Source organism: Paenibacillus suaedae, assembly GCF_032337355.1.
Classification (GTDB): domain Bacteria; phylum Bacillota; class Bacilli; order Paenibacillales; family Paenibacillaceae; genus Paenibacillus_B; species Paenibacillus_B suaedae.
This window is the reverse complement of record NZ_JAVYAA010000001.1, coordinates 1,491,604-1,511,206: the sequence shown is the minus strand read 5'-3', so window position 1 is coordinate 1,511,206 and position 19,603 is coordinate 1,491,604. Positions and strand designations below refer to the sequence as shown.

Below are 19,603 nucleotides of genomic sequence, written 5' to 3'. Positions count from 1 at the left end.
ACAAGCAAGCTGTACCCAATCATGAAACAGTTCAGCATGCTGTTATCTTGCTTCAGTATAACGTGACGTCTTAAGCGAACGCAATCTCGCGGCCTATTTGGAATATTTTTTCAGCCTATTCGCTCAATTCGGATTATGTAAGTCCATTCCTTTTGCAGTATAATGGTTAAATGTCTAGTTGAGTAACATTTCTTTATAGCCTAATAGTAGCTACATACCTTTCAGGAGGAAGCATAATGAATCACATTAAAATATTTTCGGACAGCACATGCGATTTGCCGAAATCACTACTTGAACGTTATGACATTGGCATTATCCCTTTATATGTTACTTTCGGTGACGACGCTTATCGTGATGGAGTGGATATGACCCCTCCGGAATTGTACAAGCATGTAGATGCATGCGGCAAGCTGCCGAAGACATCTTCGCCATCTCCAGCTGATTTTGTAAAGGCATTTGAGCCATTTGTGAACGAAGGCCGCAAAATTCTGTATATCGGGTTGTCTTCCCACTTATCGTCCACCATTCAGAATGCCATTATTGCCGGGGATATGCTCGGTGAAGGTACTGTAACTGTCATTGACTCCTTAAATTTGTCTACCGGTATCGGGATTCAAGTTCTCAAGGCAGCGATGGCACTGGAATCTGGTTCATCTCTGGAGGAAACTGTAGAGCTTGTTGAGGACGTTCGCGGCAAAATGGAAACCGAGTTCATTATAGATACATTAGATTATCTATATAAGGGCGGACGCTGCAATAGTCTGCAGAACTTGATCGGCAGCCTGCTTCGCATTCGTCCTGTCATTAAAGTTGTCGATGGAAAAATGATTGCGGCTAATAAAATTCGCGGCAAACGCGAGAAAGCACTTGAGCAGTTGAAGCAAAATGCGCTGGATCATGTGGATGAGATGGACAAGGATATCGTATTTGTCACTCATTCCTTATCGCCTGAAGATGCCAATATGATTCAGGCCGAATTGCAAGAGAAGACGGGCGCAAAACATGTGATCCTGTCGGATTGTGGTTGCGTCATCTCCAGCCACTGTGGACCAAACACAATTGGAATCGTATACGCGCGCAAATAAATATACAGCGGCTGACCTCGCCAATAGAGCAAGGTGCAGCCGCTGTATTTATGTAGAGAACTAACCGTATTTTATTCCGTTGTGCGAGTAAAAAAACGAGCAATCCCCCCCGCCCCAACTGCAAGGCAGATCCCAAGAAGCATCTGTACAATCACTTCTATGAACTTGGCGCTGTCATCTGTCCAAGCCCGCTCTGCAAATAAAGCCACTTCTTGATTCGAGAGCATAATCAATAGCTTGATAAATTCCGGGATGCTGTTCACGAGAAGCATAATACCAGCAATACCTAGTCCGATTTGAAGGGTGGTGCGAAGCACCGGGTTCGCAGAATGCGTCTGGCTGCGCATCGGAAGGACACTTTTCTCGCCGCTACTCGATACGTCTGCATCTTGTGTCTTCACTAGAGTCACATCACGTAGTTTAGACGGTGCTAGCGCCTTCGATAATGATCCTGCCGTGCACCATAGGATGATTCCTCCTATAAGCGGAACAAGGACAGGGAGGAGCAGTATGACGAAATTGGTGTATACCATATTTTCACTTCCAACCCCCATATGAATCATCGAGGAGATCATATTTACCAGCGCAGCCGCAATCTTCGCCAACTCTAGGAAGGCGGTCACGATCCAATAGAGAGCGCCGAGCCGAACAGCCAAGAAGGCCAATGATCGAGCATTCAATTGATTTTCCTCCATTTCTGAGCATGGATTCATAATCATCTATTATACAGGATGTCTGGCGCTTATTGGGAAGTTATTTGCTCTGATGCCTCAGCTGGTATACGTATGGATACAGATGTGCCAATGCCAAGCCCGCTCACAATTGTAACTCCATACTCTGCACCGTAGTGCAGTTTAATACGTTGATCTACATTTCGAATGCCGTAGCCTGTATTCACATGGTCTCTTCCATCAAAAATATCATGGATTCGCTGAGCGGTCATACCTACCCCATCATCGATGATCCGGAACAGCAGGTCATCCACATCCTTCTTTGCTACAATTCGAATGAAAATTCGATCTCCACACCAAGCATGTTCCAACACATTTTCAATAAATGGCTGTACAATCAGCTTTACCGTACGATACGGCCATACTGCTGGGTCAATATCGAACATAACACTAATGCGATCACCGTATTTAATCTTCTGTATATCTACGTAAGCCTGTGCCTGCTCCAACTCATTATGTACCGGTATCATCAGTTTGCCGTTGTTAAGCGCAAGTCGGTAGAACTTAGCCAGGCCTAATACCATCTGCTGCAGCTTCTCATTATCCCCGAACTTCGCTAGCCGATTAATAGAGGACAACGTGTTATACAGGAAATGCGGATTGATTTGCGATTGCAGCATCTCCAATTCCGCTTCCTTCTTCTGCAGCTGTGTCAAATACACTTCCTTAATTAGCGCTTCAACATTTTCGCCCATGCTATTCAATGCGGTGGCAATTTGAGAAAATTCATCCTTGCCCCGATAGGAAATTCGTTTGTGCAGATCGCCTTCCCGAAAAGCATTGAGCACTGACACGAACTTCGTAATCCGAATCGAGAAATATCTCGAAATGAACACTCCTGCGAATGACAACACAATAAAGCAGATCAAGCAAATAAAAATAACAAACAATCGAACCTTCATCGAATCTTCTTGAATAATGGAAAGAGGCACATGTGCGACCAGCTGCCAAGATTGCTTCCCTACCGTCTCCTGGATCGTCAAATAGTTGCTCTGCGTATCCGCTTCATTAGCAGGCAACTTGCCAGACTGATAGATGCTTCTCCCCTGTTCATCCACTAGGTAGATTACGCTGTCATTTCCAATCTTCGAATAATTAATACTATCGAACAGCTCCGAGATCGCAACATTAATGCGCAAAAATCCAACTTCTTGAAGCTTCAGAGGATTATTGGTGTCCACAAGCCGACGAAGCAGGGAAATTCGACTATTCTCCGCATCACGCTCAATTTGGCTCCACTTCATTGTGATGCTGTACTTCTCGGGTGGAAAGCTCTTATACCAATCCTTATCTGTAATTCGATTCAAATGATAAATTTCATACGGCCAGTTATAATCCGTAGGATTCTCTTTCCCAAATGTACTGTGATGGATCTCATTTATGGATTCATTACGAAAAAAAACAGAAATCCACAGCTTCATTCCAGTTGCCGAAGATGCCGCTTCTATCTTAGGAATAACATACTTCGTAATGCGATCATAATTTTCCCAGCCTTCCTCGTAGCTACGCAAATATCGATACAGCTCATAGTCGCCGTACAATATAGAAGATATGCGAATTATATCCTGCATCTTATATTCAATATTATCGCGAATCTGCAGCAGTGTTCCTTGTATATTGTTCCGTGTATGCTTGCGAATCGATTGATCATACATGGAATGGGAGACAAGTCCTATGACTAATACCGGAACAATGATGAACACCATATAAGTCAGCATGAGTTTGTAGCCAATCGGCAAATAGCGGAACTTCGGTCGCTGTTCGTTCATTGACTTCTCCCCTATCATGTTTCCCGCTTGCGATATTCCATCGGAGTCATGCCGTATGCTTCCTTGAATTGTCTGCTAAAATAGGGAAGGTATCGATAGCCTACCTGATTCGCAATTTCATAGATTTTGATGGAGCTCTCATGGAGCAGCTCGCGTGCCCGCTCCATACGAAGCTGTATAAGGACTTCACTGAACGATTTCCCAGTCTCCTCCCTGAACATGTACCCCAAGTAGTTCGGTGAGAATGAGAATTGATTCGCCACGTCCTTCAGTGTAATGTTCTCGCTCATTTTATCCTTCATCACTTGAATCATTTCTCGAATGAGCCGATTATTCTTGGAGGTAGATTTGCTGCGCAAATATTCAGATATTTCAAATGTCTTCCTGACGAGCCAGGAGCGAATATCGCTCACCGTATCAAATTGCAGCAGAATATCCAAGTTATGCAGCTCCATACCCAATATATCGAACAGATTTTCATCCTTTGTCTTCAATTGCTCATCCAGCTTCCATATGATGAACATCGCGAGATTATGAACGGTAAACTTAGAACGGAGCATGCTCACAGATTCGAAGAGCCTCTCTATCTCATCGTAAATACAAACCAGCTCATATTCCATCAAGGCGTGAAATAGTGCCTCCATACGTTGTTCCAATGTACGCGCATCCATCATTTCGGGCTTCAAACTTACCGCTTCGTAGCGGATAAGCCTCCCTTTGCCAATAAACATTTTACCATCAACCGCTTTGGTTGCCTGTTGGAACGAGAGATAGAGCTGTTCCAATCCGTTTACTGGTTCCCCTACCCCAACTGTCATCGTCACGGAGAACTGAGTCTCAATCACCTTATATAAATCATCAATAAAAGGGTCTAAATACTGATCATGAATCAGCACCATCATCCGATGAGGCGTCAACTTGCAGCAATGTGGCATATGATGCTTCAATCCAACCTCATTGACCGCATACAGGAATTCCTTCGTTGTAACCTCGTGTGACAAGCTCGTATGCTCTTGCGTCCAAGTCATATAGTCAAGCTCCATAACAGCAACTCGGACAGGCCAATTCAGTTTGTCAAGCCCATAAGAGGCAACTAGCTTCATCATTCCATCCTGCTGCTCACTTCTCCACTGCCCGTCAACCAACCGCAGCAGCAAGTCATTCTTCGCCATCGGAATCATATGCTGATAAGCTTCCTCCACATCGCGACGCTTCCGGTCATCATCAAGATCCTGCTTCACCTTCTCGAGTGCAGCGATAAGCTCATCATCATTCATCGGCTTGAGTACATAGCTGTATGCCTTCAAAGATAATGCCTGTTTCACATAACTGAAATCTTGGTGACCGCTTACAAAAATAATTCGGATATTGGAATTTATCTCAATCGCCCTGCGGGCCAGCTCCAACCCGGACATATTCGGCATATTAACGTCACTGACGATAATATCGATAGGCGTACTATCAATAATATGACAAGCCTCAAAGGCGTTATTTACCGCTGCTGCAACTTCTAACCCAAGCTCTTCCCAAGGAATGAATTGCTTCATTCCTTCCAGATCAAGCATCTCGTCATCAACTAACAACACGTTATACATGAATGAGGCCCCCCAAACGATGCAGTCATACAATTCTCATTCCAGCATTTCCCTAAACAAAGTATAACAAGTTCAACTATCATTTGAACAGTCAGATGATTTCAAAATAAAAGATTTGATCAAAAGAACGAAGACCCGCTGGCAGACAGCGAGCCTTCGTTCCGAAGATTATTTACCCATTGCTTTCTTATTCTCCGTCCAAACTTTTGTAACATGGTCAAGGAACTTCTGATAACCAACCTTCATGGAATCATCATGTGCTTTATCCAGAATTTGCAGTGCTTCTTCATCGGATTTCGCGTACATGGATTTTGCTCTAGCTGTCAACCAAATATCTCTAACACTTTGTCTAGCAATCCCCTCTTCACTATCTGGAGTCGGCTCCCAGCCGAGGAACTCCGTGAAGTCACCTTGCGAAGCCCATGTTACTTCCATTTGCCAGCGGTTGCTGAAATCAATCTTATCTGCTGGTACAGTAGACAACATTTGCTTTTTCGTATTATCCATGAACATTGTATTGCCCACCCATACCAAGTCGCCAGCTTTACCATTTATTTCAGAAAGCGTTTTCGGATCATTCATGTATTTATCCTTATTAAATTTCGGTGTCAGACCATCAGCTTCAAATCCATCCCAATAACCATCCGCTCCTGGAGGCCCCCAGTTCAGCACCATGCTGCCTTCAGGGCCAGTCATCCAGTCAAGCATCGCGAATATGGCCTCTGGATTTTTCGCATTTGTCGTAATGGCAGCTACGTTCCATCCAAGTTGGTTATATGTTCCTGGATAGATTTTGCTAGCATCCAGACCTTGTTTTACAATCGGTTTAATAAACATATAGCCGTCTTCCGGATCCTTCTTCTTCAATTCCTCATCTGCTACAGCTAGCATCTTCATCGGATCGAAAGTTGCAATAACAGCAAACTTGCCGTTCATCGCTTTTTCTCTTACTTGATCTTCTGTCTGCGTATTCGCATCTTGTGTCATCAACTTCTCACGCATCAGCTTCGCTGTATATACAACGGATTCACGGAAGCCTGGATCCTTATAGATGGAGACCATTTTATCACCATCTGGTACAGCAAAGAAACGAGTAAGGGACAAGTTGTTTTCTTTAAAGGAAGAGAAGATTTGGTCAATACCGTGACCGTCTTTCGCCAATCCCGTTTCAAATGGAGTGACGTCAGGGTACTTCTTATGAACAGCTTGCAAGTATGCATACAAGTCGTCAGTCGTTTCCAATTTTGGAGAGCCGAGCTCTTTATAGATTTTTTTGTTGATTGCATAGCCCGCGTTTCCGTTTGGCTGCTGTGTATAATAGTTCGGTACCTGATAGATCTTGCCGTCAGGCGAACGGAGCAATGCTTTGTGATTTTCAGTCAAATACTTCTTGAAATTCGGGTACTTGTCAATATACTCATCCAATGGTACGAGCATACCAGCCTCACGAAGACGTTCTATATCGGGCCCTCTGTCAGTCCAGATAATATCAGGAAGCTCATTGCCCGCAATCATCGTTTGCAGCTTCTGTGCATTGTTGCCACCTGAACTGATTCCATTGACCGTAATTTTCAAGTTGTCCTGTATCCACTTCGAAGCAGGGTCCTTACCCCATTTCGGCAGCTGGTACCAACCATAGTTGCCATAGAACGATACTTCAAGTGGTTCCTTGCCCAATTCGTACAGGTCACTCTTCGGAGTTTCACTTGATTCTTTGCCCGTATCGCCTTGCTTCACAGGTTCATTCTCAGGTGGAGCACTTGTCTTCCCACTGCCGCATCCTACTAACAGAGTGAATACCATAAAAACAGACAACACACTCAGCAGAAGATTTTTTTTGTTCTTCACGGCTTTTTCCCCTTTCAATTTTGTAATCTATGTTTAAAGCAAGGTTGCTCTAAACGCATCCAAATGTCCAGCAGATTAAACAATCGCTACTCTTTCAACGAGCCAATCAATACACCTTTTACAAAGAAACGCTGCAAGAACGGGTACACACATACAATTGGAAGCGTTGCTACCATAATCGTCGCCATCGTCAATGCCTTAGAGGTTATTTTCTTCGCAGCATTGATGTGCACAAGCGCACTCGTATCTACATTGGACAACTGTTCAGATGCGATGTTGGAGAATAGTATCTGTCTTAGTATCGTCTGAATAGGAAGCAGATTCTCGTTCGTAATATAGATACTGGCTACGAACCATTCATTCCAGTGCGCAACCGCTGTGAACAGAGACAAGGTAGCAATAACAGGGCCAGATAACGGGAAGACAATACGGAAGAATGTACCCCAGTTACCGCAGCCGTCAATCTTCGCTGACTCTTCCAAGCCTTGCGGCAAGCCTTGGAAGAAGGTTCGGAATATAATCATATTCCATACACTAATAAGTGCCGGAATAATGAACACCCAGAAAGAGTTGAACAAACCAAGTCCACGAATGAGCATATAGCTCGGAATGAGACCGCCTCCAAAATACATGGTAACGATACACATAATCATATAATACTTGCGGCCCATAAGCCCTCGCTTCGACATCCCGTATGCAAAAATGGCCGTCGCTAAGATGGATGCTACCGTTCCAATGACCGTTCGCAAGAGGGCAATCACAAACCCATTCATTAATCGCGAATCTTCGAATACAATTTTATAGTTCTCCAATGTAAACTCGCGCGGCCAGAAAGTAATGCCGCCCTTAGACGTATCCAATCCTTCATTAAACGATATGACAAGTGAATTCCAGAATGGATAAAAGGTCGAAAAGGCCAATAAGGTTAACACTACATAGATAAAAACCGTAAAGATGCGATCTCCTATACTATCACGTATCATTATTCAGTCCTCCTAGTTATGGAATGATTCATTACCATAAGCTATTGCCCGTCTTTCTGGCAATGAAGTTCGCAAATGTAAGCAACGTGACGCTGACAACAGCCTTGAACAGGCCGATTGCCGTTGCATAGGAGTACCTGTAATTATCAATACCGACACGAACTACATATACATCAAGCGAGTCTGATACTTCTCTCAAGGCTGGATTCGAAGCGAGAATGAGAATGTCCTCGAAGCCTGCATTGAGCAGGTTGCCGATTGCAAGAATCATAAAGATGATCACAACTGGCATAATGCAAGGCAGTGTAATGAGCGTCATCTGCTTGAATCGACTCGCACCATCTATCGATGCTGCTTCATACAAATGAGGATCGATCCCTGCAATCGCTGCCAAATATACAATGGAGGCAAACCCTATTTCCTTCCATACATTGGTTGCAACGAGAATCGACCAGAAATATTCTGCCAATGACATGAAGTTAATCGGCTCATCGATAATCCTGAGCTTCTCTAACAGCATATTTATGCTGCCATTGTCTACGGACAGTAAGGATGTAACCATGGATCCGATAACTACCCATGATAAGAAGTGAGGCAAGTACGTAACGGTTTGAATGACCCGTTTAAAGGCCATCTTACGCACTTCATTAAGCATAAGCGCTAACACAATTGGCGCTGGAAACCCGAAGATAAATTTCATAAAACTGATAATAATCGTATTGCGCATAACAGGTACAAATTCTGGTGAATTAAAAAAATCAATAAAGTGCTTTAATCCTACCCATTCATTGCTAAACAGATTGAAGCCTGCCTTAAGCTTATAATCTTGAAAAGCAATAAGAATGCCATACATAGGGATATAAGAAAATATAAAGATTAGAGCAAGTGCGGGCAGCACCATGAGCTGTATGTCTATTTGCATAAAAAATCGTTTTAATGCGCTTTTCTTATGCTTATCCAGGTTCAGGCCCGGTTCTATCTCTGCTCCCGTGGTTGCCTTCGCCATATGAAAATCCCTCCTAGATTCAAAATAACTCTTGCTGAATAAATCTTAACTCCTTCCAGATGTTGTCTTCTTCATTGTAAAAGCAAAGCGCTTTCACGGATATATGACAAACCAACGATTATTGATACTTTGACACGTTCTTTTATAAAAAAAACAATACCTTTCATCTCAACATGACAGAGACTTCCGGTATTGTTTCTTTAATACTCCTATTTAAGCACTATATCTTCCGGCTTGCGAAGCGAACATTTCTGCATAGTTGCCCTGTTTATGAATTAACTCCTCATGACTGCCTTCTTCGATGATTTCACCATCATGAAGTACAATAATTCGATCAGCATGCCGGCAGCTGCTCAATCGATGGGAGATCATAATGGTTGTCTTCCCCTCGCATAATTTCATAAAATGATCATATACCTCCGCTTCAGACTTAGGATCCAGAGCTGCCGTTGGCTCGTCCAATATCATGAATTGTGCCTGCTTCATAAACGCCCGACTTAATGCAATTTTCTGCCATTGTCCTCCAGACAATTCATGTCCGCCTTCGAACATAGCCCCAAGCGCCGTATCCATGCCTTGCGGCAGTTTGCGCAGTATCTCCCCTGCCCCGGCATTGTCTGCCGCTTCCATAATCATTGCATCGTCATGAATATGGCCCAACTTTCCCATGGCAATGTTCTCACGTGCAGTTAGCTGGTAATTGACGTAATCTTGGAACACAGCAGACACATTCTCCCGCAGGCTTGCTGTATTTATTGCACGAATTTCTATCCCATCATATGTGATTGAGCCTTCGTTCGGGAAATAGAGTCCTAATAAACATTTCACAAGCGTACTCTTGCCTGCCCCATTCTCTCCTACGATTGCAATTTTTTCTCCAGCCGCAACACGGAAAGTAATATTTTTCAATATAGGCTTGGATTGATTCGAATATGAGAAAGTAAGATCGCGCACCTCAATACAATCATGCAGCTGACTTGGAAACATAACTGTATTCTCTTTTCTTTCCTTGTCTTCTTCTGTTTCTATATGTAAATATTGTAATACTTCACTGACAAATAAGGATTCTTCATATATCCCAGCTATATTACGTCCCAATCCTGATATGAACCCCTCTATTTGCACCAAAGCCTGCGTCAGTGAAACATAATGGCCTATTGTCAATAACCCCTGATAGCCAAACCATACTAATATACCGAAAGTACCTATGTTCAAAAATGATTGTACAGAACCAACTAATAAGGCTCTCCAGCTCGCTGTTTTCTCCAATTGATATCGTTCATCTGTTGTTTTCCAAAATAACTCAGTCCACTTCCCTATTACATAATCTGTATGTTGATAGATTCTAAATTCTTTAGCTGCATGCCGGCTATGCAAAAGTTGGAGCAGATAGTGTGTTTTTCTTTGTGTTGGGGTTTGATTAATCATTTGCATGTATTTGCGCTGGCCGAAGTATAAATTGACCCACAAACTAGGAATCAGCATAAGCAGCACAACAAGTGCGAGTATCCAATGAAAGGATAGTAAGACAGACAACATTCCGATTATAGATATGGAGTTCCGCAGCGCGTTCATAAATAATACAAATATCGAAAATCCTCTAATATCCATGCCGAGAGCTGCTCGCTCAAGCTGATCAAAGTACTCGGGACGGTCAAAATAACGAAGCGGAAGCTTAGATGACTTGTGGACTAATAAGTGTTCAAAATAAAACTTTAAGTGCTGCTGCGCACGAAACCCTACAATCTTCTCACCAAATTGAATTAGTTTATCGAGAAGCAGCAGTGTACCCTGAATCCCTAACAGCAGATAGATTGTCAGCAGGGAACTGGAGTGGCTTTCGAATAGTGCGGTTATCTCATCAATGAGTTCCTTTACTAGATAAATTTGAACGACAGGGATTAACGAACTTATTATATTGCACACAACAATAATCATAGTCATTCCAGGAATGACCTTCATCATCGTGGGGATAAACTGAAATAGTACATTGATAACAAGTCTTCTTTTTTCTTTAAAATTACGTTTCCCATCACTTGAAATTTCCATCGTTTATTCTCCTGTTTATACGATCTTTTCAATGCAATGAAAAAGAGAAGAGAGGGAGTCCCTCTCTTCTCCGTCTGGCTACTAACAAGTACAATAATAAGTAGTAGTAGAAGAACCTGCGCATACATAAACGCTTTCATAAACAAATTTTTCTTGCGGATAGTGCGCACACTTAGACGAAGTGCATCCGCCTGTCGTGAAGCAACCTGAACTCATATGCATAGCCTCCTTTCAACATAGTCATATTTATAGTCAAAGGCAGACGCCTTAACTACCTATTGCAATTACTTTAAGCAGCAACTTTCATCTGCCCCTTTTCAACTAGCAAGTTCAACTGCTCTTCAAAATTGATAATGCTCTTGGTTCGTACTTCTGCGGCGGAGGATAAGTAATAGATGAACGGGTAGTATCCTGTCTGAAGTCTGGCCATATCTGAGGGAATGATAGGGACAATGGGCATCGTTAGCTGAAATTGATCAATTATTTTCTCTACGTCAAAATCATTGCCCTGCATCATTAAGATAATTTCTATGTCTGGCCTTAATTGATAGAAGCGTTTAAGGATTGGGTATACGAGTTTGCATTGATCACAACTTACAGAGGTAAAAGCGATGAGGAATCCTGTTTTGGTCATGCTCTTCAAATCAATTGATCCTTGATTAATCGAGTCAAATTGGAGCTGGGGAAACAGTTCACCCGCAGGCACTCCATGATGCTCATGCACCAACACTGGGCCTTGATTCGTATTGGCTTGTTGAACATTTCGCTTTTTTCCAATTTGGACAATATAATAGGTTTGCAATGTGACAATAATCCATAGTGCTAAATAAGAAATGTTAAAAACCTGTTCCATTCATGTCCTCCTAACTTAATAGGCTGCGATTATTCCATAACGTATAGACATTAATGAGCCCGATAGTGAAACCAGCAATACTGATCCATTCGATTGCTGCTGTTCCGCTCATGGAAGCAGGACTATGCAGCCAGATGCATAATAGAGAGGCTCCGAAGAATGGAGTGTTTCTTATCATTGTCCCCCAACCTAGTTGCTCTTCTGTCGTTTTCCCGAAGCAATTGCATGTAATCTTTTTCTTGTCCCATAGTGCTTTTCCAGCTACGAAATAGAATGAACCAAATAGGAGAAGCGAACCTACTGCTCCAGCATAATGAGTTGAATCAATCACTAGTAAGGCGGCAATTAGCAGTTCGAACACTATGACGCCCCAAGCCGTAAAAGAAGGAAAGTTGAGCTGTTGTACGGTTTTTTCAAAATCATGATAACTTACTAGCTTGGCAATTGAAGAGTACACAAGAATTGTACACAGAAAAATAGTCAATGCTGCTTCAAGTCCCATATGTTCCCCCTCTTCATTCAAAAAATAGTACAGCGTCATAGTAAGTTGTTTGCTAGATCGCATGAGTCTAGTTCTTTAGTTGCACCACTCTAGTTATATTGAAGTATATGCCTTGCAATGAAATGTTGAAATATGACAAAACAACGATTATTGATACTTTTACATGTTTTTGTCATCACGATGCATAAAAATACGAATATGATCCTGAGGTGAATGCGAAAAGTGCCCAAAGCGTTGGTTCGCTTTGGGCACTTGGATTATACAATATTCGAATACTAATTAGGATAAATTAATTTTCCACCTTCAGCACTTCAACAGGACGAGTACGACAGCTTCCCTGCAGCACACGCTTGCTCCCATTGCCGAATGCATCTATTGCCTGTACCGCGATGGAGTATTCACAATCTGGCTTCAGCCCTGGTATCTCCAGACGAAGCTGCTCTGGAACCGGATATTTATAAGATTCGGAAAATGCAGCGTAATGTACAATCTCTTCTACATCACTACGATTCTCAACCGTAACGTTGTAGGCATGCACAAGCTCATTATCGGACGCCTGATCGAAGACGATAACGGTAGAATTCGAGGTTGTACAGTCCGCTTCTACATGCAATTGTGCGTGATCTGGGAAGCATGGCGCATCTGTGTCACGATGAATGGTATATGTAAAGGTTGAAGTTGACGCCGGCAGCGACACAATCCAAGCGTCTCCAATCTGACGATCATATTCGAAATCAAGCCTATGAATCGCAACGCGATCCTCATATACCTCGACAAGCAAGCCTTGGCTGAACTTCTCGAACCCTAACGGCAAATTCCCTTGCAGCTTGCCATGTTCCACTTCCATATAGCTAAGCGAAGCCGTTCCAACAGAAGTAAAGTCCTCCTGATGAATACTGCGCGGATCCTGAAGCGGATAGTGGGAGTGCCCGGAGAACGTAATAACCTGCGGATATGGCCGCAATGCCTCCATAAGCGGTTCAATATTGTCCTGAATGCCCCAGTCCTCGCTGCCGTACACGGTGTCCTTCAAGTGCTGATGCAGGAAGACGAATATAGGACGCTCTGCTGAATCTGCTGCAGCCACCTGCAGTTGTTCGCGAAGCCATGCAATCTGATCCAATGAGAAGTACCCTGATGTAACCTTATCCTCTGTCGCCATGACAATGAAATGGTAACCCTTAATGACCTGATGAAAATATAAGGATGGCATCTCCGTTTTTGCAAGAAAGCGAGCCTGCGCTTCTTCAATCGGAAGTCCGTTCCAATAGTCGTGATTGCCGATCGTGATAAGCGGTGTCGCTCCTGGCAGCTTATGCTTGCGGAATACTTCCAAATTGCGATCGTATTCCTCCTCAAGTCCATTGTTTGTTAAATCCCCTACAATAACAAACGCATCCTGATGAGGCGCCCTTGCATTCAACTGCAGCATCGCTCGTTCGAACTTGGCGACACTACCTTCACCCGAAGGATCAATATGTATGTCACTGATTACCGGAAAGACGAGTGTAGGCTGCATATGTGTTGACATCGATCGTTCATCTCCCTTGTCCTGTTCATTCTATTCGATCTGCAATGCATGAAGCATGGATTAATTCACCTCTAGTCTATAACCTTTTTCTAGAGATGACCAGAGTAGAATATTTACTTAATTCGTGTTGTGAAATAGTTATGCTTTCTTAACTCGTCAAAAATACCATATTTCGCTATAATAGAGGTCTACATGAAGCAAGATGCCACCATTGTCCACCTTATCGTGAGGATGTGTAAATGCCTTGTTAGCCATTGAACGCCGAAAACGCATCATGCAGCACCTGTTCCAGGACGGCAGAGTTCTCGTCGCAGAGCTTAGCAAGCAGTTTCGAGTGACGGAAGAAACAGTGCGAAGAGACTTGGATCGTATGGAGAAAGAAGGTCTCCTGCTAAGAACACATGGGGGAGCATTTTTAGCAGAGACATCCGTAAGCTCTGACGTCCCTGTATGGGTGCGCGAGGACTGCTATTTGTCTGAAAAGAAATGGATCGGAACAAAGTGCGCTAGGCTTATCCAACATGGGGATACGATTATGCTTGATTCGAGTACAACTTCACTCCATATCGCCAAAATAATAAAAGCGCGCAAGCAATTGACTGTAATCACAAATTCACTAAATGTCATCATGGAACTATCAGATGCTGAACATATTAAATTAATTTGTACCGGTGGTACTCTTCGCCGCCGATCACTGTCCTATTCTGGACATGCTGCTGCCAACGCCCTCGCCCGATATACTGCCGACAAAGCCTTCCTCTCGTGCTCCGGTATCGATCTTACACACGGCGTAACTGACGCCAATGAAGAAGAAGCTGAAATACGCAAGATTATGCTGCATCATGCGAAGCAGAGTATATTAGTCGCAGATATAACGAAGTGCGAGAAAATAGGGCTTGTCAAAATTGCTGAATTGTCCAGCTTCCATACGCTGGTTACCAATTGTCCGCTGCCATTGCAATGGAGAGAGGGACTGGCGGCACAATCCATTATTCTCGATGATCAGTGCGATCCAAATAAGCAATATGCCGCGACGGCTCGATGCAGTATGAACAGTTAAATGAAAACAATGATTGATGATTACTCCCTAATTGGAGACCTCATCAATCCGCTTCCTGCTCGTTCTTGAACTTTTCTACCAAAATATCGCGTATCGTAATTGCCGCGGGGGATAATTCATCCCCCTGCTTCCATACAAGCCCATGGATTAGAGTTGGTACTTGTAGCGGAAGATAGCCAAGCGCTTCCTGCTCGATCTCCTCCTTTACCGTTCGATAAGGCAATAACGCCATGCCCATTCCCACCTTGATTGTCTGCTTCATCATCTCTAAGCTATGAAAGGTACTATATTGACTAGGCTTGATCCCGCTCTCTTGGAGAAGTTGAGATGCTACTGCTTGATAGACGCATTGCGAGCCAAATCCAATGACTCGAACATCATCCAGTGCTTCCCAGCCTTCCTCTTCCCAGCGGAGCTGCATCGACATAGGAACGACCCACACCATCCGCACATTAACAAGCGGCAGGAAGTCAACACCGCCCATTTGCGGCCGACCGGCCACAATTCCAAGCTCGCATTCCCCTTGAAGTATTCGCTGGCATGTATCCTCCATAAATCCCGGAAGCAGGTGAAGCTTGATTCGTGGATACTTAAGGAAAATTGCTGTTAACAAGTCCGTCATTCGCGTCGTGCAAAAGGATTCCAACACACTTAATGTAACTGTTCCCTCTATCGATTGGCCCGCCGGAAGCTCTTGGGTCAGCTCTCTGCCCAGCAGACTCCATTTCTCACTATAACGCAGGAAGATAGCCCCGGCCTCGGTCAGTTCTACACCACGCGGCAAGCGATGGAACAATGTTTGTCCAACCGTCTTCTCCACCATCTTTACATGTGAGGTAATTGTTGATTGTACGTATCCTAATTGCTCGGCCGCACGGCTAATGCTCTTCGTGTGGGCGACCACCCGTACGGTTTCGACTTGCTTCCCATCTAATAGTTCAAACATCCCTCTTCCCCTTTCATGAAACAGCTTCATACAATTCATGCACTTATCTAAGCGTGAATGATACTCTCTCATCCCGTGATCGATACCACATAATACATCCCTCATACCGTAACGAGAACAATACATCTCGCATCGATAAGAATTTGATATCGGAAAATGAAATGTGAGATATCATAATTATTCGTATTACAAATACCAAATCACATTATACAATATATTTCAAGCACCGGTGCAATCAATCCGAGACACGAACTCATTACTTAGAAAGGAAACTATAGGATGAACAATTCTAACGTAACAGAGAAAATGCTTGAAATTGGCCGAAAACGTCCATCACTTCAATATGTAAAAACATCGCTACTCGCAGGTACAGGAGGGGGACTTGCTATCCTGGTACTAGCACTCCTTGAAGGCTGGTTGTCGTCCCCTTTTTTGATGGCTCCTTTTGGAGCGTCATGTGTTATTTTGTTTGCTCTGCCAGACAGTCCATTGGCACAGCCGCGCAATGTAATAGGGGGCCATCTCATCAGTTCACTGGTCGGGCTGACCATTAGCTCATGTGTTGGCGTGCATGTCTGGAGCCTCGCGCTAGCCGTCGGTCTGTCCATCGCCTTCATGCAATGGACCAGAACCATTCATCCACCTGCGGGCGCCGATCCGCTGCTTATTATGATGACAGGCGCCCCTTGGACTTACCTGTTGTTTCCGGTCGGGTTAGGAGCTGTTGTCTTAGTACTGGCGGGGTGGACATATCATCGCACACAGGGAAATCAATATCCTAAGCATTGGTTCACCTCATAATGTTGCAAATAAATAATAAGGAGCAGATCGCAACGGCGACCTGCTCCTATCTTTTTTGGACTGGTTGATTACAGTACCTTCTTTAGTTTTTTCACATAATTTGCTCGAATGAATAGGAAATAGACAACCTGAATAACGAAGAATGTACCTAATACTAGAATGATTTCTTTTAAAATAGAGATTTGCGAGAACAAATTTTGCAGTGTGTTCAATGCAACGGCACCATGAATGATAGCTACGACAATCGGTACAAAGAACAGCAGTCCGATTTGAGTGGATACAACCTTTGAAAGTTCCCCTTCAGTCAGACCCAGCTTCGAGATAGCACGATACTGCACGATATCGGAATCCAAATCCGAGAATAGTCGGAAATAAAGGAAGCTGCCTGCTGCCACGAAGAAAACAATTCCTACGAACAAGCCTGTCAGCAGAATTTGGCCCATACCCTGATTCACTTCCTGCATCGCAAGCGCTCGCGCCTGGAAACGATAGTAGGCATTGGCACTATCAGCATTCAACTGTGTAGTCAACTTCTCCGCTACTGCCTTCGTTCCCTGCCAGTCATCCATCGCAAATACATGCATATCCATATCGGTTTTCGATTTTGGAAGTGCGTTGAAATCTGAATCCGACATCACAAGCACATGATTTCCAGTGATGTATTGGCGGACATCTTTGCTCATGTCCGGTACATCTGTCAATTGAAGCTTGCTTCCACTGCTCAGAGTCAAAGTCTGCCCCTTCGACCAGTCCTTCTTTCCTCTGTTATATCCGAAGTCATCCATCTTGAATTGCATCAATACCGCACTTCCTGCATCTACACGAATCTTATCCTCCGAGATCAGGTTATAATCCGTTACGGAAATTGCATTGAATGAGTATTTATCCTTAAGCTCCGCATCTTTATTATGAATAACGAAGCTGTCATAGTTAACGTTTTCTTCCTTCAACCCTGTCTCAATGTATGCAAGATGTTTTTGCTCCTGCTTATTGTCGGCATAGGACTCATAAGACATCGGCGGCATCGATCCTGCAACGCCTTCAGTTAGCATCGCTTTGAACCCAACAAGCGTGCCGATGGCTGTAAACGCAACGGTTGAAATAATCGCGACAAGGAAAAACATGCGCGCATTATCCTTCATCCGATATGCCAAATCGGACAGTGTCAACATGTTTGTATTCCGGCGATACAACTTCTTGTTCTTCTTCAATTTATGAATGATGTACACACTTAGCTGTGTGAATAAGAAGTATGTACCGATCGACACAAGAATAACGACAGGCAGCAGTGCAAACATAACAAGGGTGCCGCGTACGATAAAAGCTATCGCATAACCGATCAGCAGCAGCACAGCAGCCAGGATAGCCAGCCATACCGACGCCTTCGGTTCCGGTTTTGGCTTCGTCGAAGCTTTCAATAGGTCAATCAGCGAGCTTGTTCGCAAGATTGTCGCCGTAAAGAATGAGATTGCAAGGAACAACAGCATAAAAGCCACGAATGTAAACCAAAGCGCCTTTGTTGGGAAATAGAACGATAACGAATGCTCCAAATACAACATGGATGAACCGAGCATAAGCATCCCTTTGGACAAAATCAGTCCTGCTACTATACCAGTTACAGTCGAAGCAAATCCAATGATCGTATTTTCTAGAAATACGAGGCGCTTCAGCTGCATGTTGGACATCCCCTGCATGATGCAGACTCCGAATTCTTTCTTCCGCGTCTTCAGGAAAACGCTCATCGAATAAAGAATGAAGAAAAACGTAAAGACGTAAATGATATACTGGGCAACCTGCATCCCAGTTTGTGCGCCTTTTCCGAATCCCCCACTCTCCGCCAAATTCAATTCTGGATGGAAGGCCAGCATCGAATATACGAAAAAGATCATAACAGAGAAAGCACTGCTTATAAAATAACCGGCATACAGCCGCGCGTTGCGAATAACGTTCTTAAACGCGAACTGACGAAAGTTCATCTTCCGCGCCTCCTATTGCCGACAACACATTCATAATTTCCTGGAAGAACACTTGTCGTTGATCATGCTTGTGCAGTTCTCGATACAGCGAGCCGTCCTTGATGAAGATGACACGATCACAGTAACTGGCAGCAAATGCGTCGTGGGTTACCATCATCATCGTCGTGCCGTCTTCCTTATTGATTTTCTGCATCATTTCGAGTACATCCTTCGCAGACTTCGAATCCAGATTCCCCGTCGGTTCATCCGCTAGAAGCAGCTTCGGATTGTGGATCATAGCACGCGCAATTGCAGTCCGCTGGCATTGTCCCCCAGAGATTTCGTACGTGCGCTTATCCAAAATTTGCTTGATGCCCAGCTTCTCCGCTATCGCTTGCACACGCTGCTCCTGCTCCTTAATGCTCACATTCTCAAGTGTTAATGGAAATACGATGTTTTCCTTCACCGTTAAGGTTTGCAGCAGGTTGAAATCCTGAAATACGAAGCCTAGCTGACGACGGCGGAACAGTGCCAACTTGCGTTTATTTAAGGCGTGCGCATTGCTCCCACCGATCAGTACTTCTCCAGATGTGGGCTTGTCGATTGTCGATACCACGTTTAAAAATGTCGTTTTCCCGCTTCCGGACGGCCCCATAATCCCAACGAACTCACCTTCGCCAATGGTTAGGTTTAAATTCGATAATGCTTGATAAGAGACTTTACCCTCGTATACTTTGGATACATTTTTAACCTCTAGCATAGCAGAATTACACGCTCCTTGTTGTTTTCGGTACCTTCACTTTACTCCCGATTAGCAAATACAACCATTGTTATTGCTTACATTTTCCTTTCAAAATTGTCACGTTCATGCCTCAGTTGCAATTCAAAT

At 43.8% G+C, this 19,603-nt stretch carries 16 protein-coding genes; 3 read left to right on the top strand and 13 right to left on the bottom strand.

Annotation, left to right across the window (positions count from 1 at the left end; all coding sequences use genetic code 11):
- Positions 1-236: 236 nt before the first annotated feature.
- Entirely contained in the window at positions 237-1,085 is an 849-nt protein-coding gene (locus RQP50_RS06660; RefSeq protein ID WP_072727860.1) for a DegV family protein, read from the top strand.
- A 71-nt stretch (positions 1,086-1,156) separates the two neighbouring features.
- Here RQP50_RS06660 and RQP50_RS06655 read toward each other — a convergent pair whose 3' ends face one another.
- The 10 genes from RQP50_RS06655 to RQP50_RS06610 form a co-directional block, all read right to left on the bottom strand.
- Positions 1,157-1,765 carry a hypothetical protein gene (locus RQP50_RS06655; RefSeq protein ID WP_072727859.1) on the bottom strand — a complete coding sequence of 203 codons (609 nt, stop codon included), beginning with the start codon at positions 1,763-1,765 and terminating at the stop codon, positions 1,157-1,159.
- Between the two features lie 62 nt (positions 1,766-1,827).
- A complete protein-coding gene (locus RQP50_RS06650; RefSeq protein WP_072727858.1) occupies positions 1,828-3,585 on the bottom strand; it encodes a sensor histidine kinase in 1,758 nt (585 codons plus the stop codon).
- Positions 3,586-3,599: 14 nt separating this feature from the next.
- Positions 3,600-5,180 carry a response regulator gene (locus RQP50_RS06645; protein ID WP_072727857.1) on the bottom strand — a complete coding sequence of 527 codons (1,581 nt, stop codon included), beginning with the start codon at positions 5,178-5,180 and terminating at the stop codon, positions 3,600-3,602.
- Positions 5,181-5,348: 168 nt separating this feature from the next.
- Complete coding sequence (locus RQP50_RS06640; protein WP_083544924.1) at positions 5,349-7,028, bottom strand: extracellular solute-binding protein; 1,680 nt, start codon at positions 7,026-7,028, stop codon at positions 5,349-5,351.
- Between the two features lie 86 nt (positions 7,029-7,114).
- Positions 7,115-8,011, bottom strand: coding sequence for a carbohydrate ABC transporter permease (locus RQP50_RS06635; RefSeq protein WP_028533157.1), 897 nt, complete (start codon positions 8,009-8,011; stop codon positions 7,115-7,117).
- A gap of 31 nt (positions 8,012-8,042) precedes the next feature.
- Positions 8,043-9,017 carry an ABC transporter permease gene (locus tag RQP50_RS06630; RefSeq protein WP_028533158.1) on the bottom strand — a complete coding sequence of 325 codons (975 nt, stop codon included), beginning with the start codon at positions 9,015-9,017 and terminating at the stop codon, positions 8,043-8,045.
- Positions 9,018-9,230: 213 nt separating this feature from the next.
- On the bottom strand, positions 9,231-11,066 hold the full coding sequence (locus RQP50_RS06625; protein WP_315744165.1) for an ABC transporter ATP-binding protein: 1,836 nt from the start codon (positions 11,064-11,066) through the stop codon (positions 9,231-9,233).
- 289 nt (positions 11,067-11,355) lie between these two features.
- Positions 11,356-11,919: a hypothetical protein gene (locus tag RQP50_RS06620; protein ID WP_315744163.1), complete on the bottom strand. Its 564-nt coding sequence runs from the start codon at positions 11,917-11,919 to the stop codon at positions 11,356-11,358.
- Between the two features lie 10 nt (positions 11,920-11,929).
- Entirely contained in the window at positions 11,930-12,421 is a 492-nt protein-coding gene (locus RQP50_RS06615; protein WP_315744161.1) for a MauE/DoxX family redox-associated membrane protein, read from the bottom strand.
- Between the two features lie 289 nt (positions 12,422-12,710).
- Positions 12,711-13,952: a metallophosphoesterase gene (locus RQP50_RS06610; RefSeq protein ID WP_315744158.1), complete on the bottom strand. Its 1,242-nt coding sequence runs from the start codon at positions 13,950-13,952 to the stop codon at positions 12,711-12,713.
- Positions 13,953-14,196: 244 nt separating this feature from the next.
- Here RQP50_RS06610 and RQP50_RS06605 point away from each other — a divergent pair, with 244 nt between their 5' ends.
- Entirely contained in the window at positions 14,197-15,012 is an 816-nt protein-coding gene (locus RQP50_RS06605; RefSeq protein WP_021253081.1) for a DeoR/GlpR family DNA-binding transcription regulator, read from the top strand.
- Between the two features lie 43 nt (positions 15,013-15,055).
- On the opposite strand, the gene RQP50_RS06600 is transcribed toward RQP50_RS06605, so the two are convergent.
- Positions 15,056-15,958, bottom strand: a complete 903-nt coding sequence (locus RQP50_RS06600) for a LysR family transcriptional regulator (RefSeq protein WP_072727853.1) — start codon at positions 15,956-15,958, stop codon at positions 15,056-15,058.
- A 279-nt stretch (positions 15,959-16,237) separates the two neighbouring features.
- Here RQP50_RS06600 and RQP50_RS06595 point away from each other — a divergent pair, with 279 nt between their 5' ends.
- Entirely contained in the window at positions 16,238-16,759 is a 522-nt protein-coding gene (locus tag RQP50_RS06595; protein ID WP_315744154.1) for an HPP family protein, read from the top strand.
- Between the two features lie 68 nt (positions 16,760-16,827).
- Here the strand turns inward: RQP50_RS06595 and RQP50_RS06590 are convergent, their stop codons facing one another.
- Both RQP50_RS06590 and RQP50_RS06585 read right to left on the bottom strand, forming a co-directional pair.
- Complete coding sequence (locus RQP50_RS06590) at positions 16,828-18,735, bottom strand: ABC transporter permease (protein ID WP_315744152.1); 1,908 nt, start codon at positions 18,733-18,735, stop codon at positions 16,828-16,830.
- Positions 18,710-19,474, bottom strand: coding sequence for an ABC transporter ATP-binding protein (locus RQP50_RS06585; RefSeq protein WP_072727851.1), 765 nt, complete (start codon positions 19,472-19,474; stop codon positions 18,710-18,712). Before RQP50_RS06585 ends, RQP50_RS06590 begins: the two co-directional genes overlap by 26 nt.
- Between the last annotated feature and the right edge of the window lie 129 nt (positions 19,475-19,603).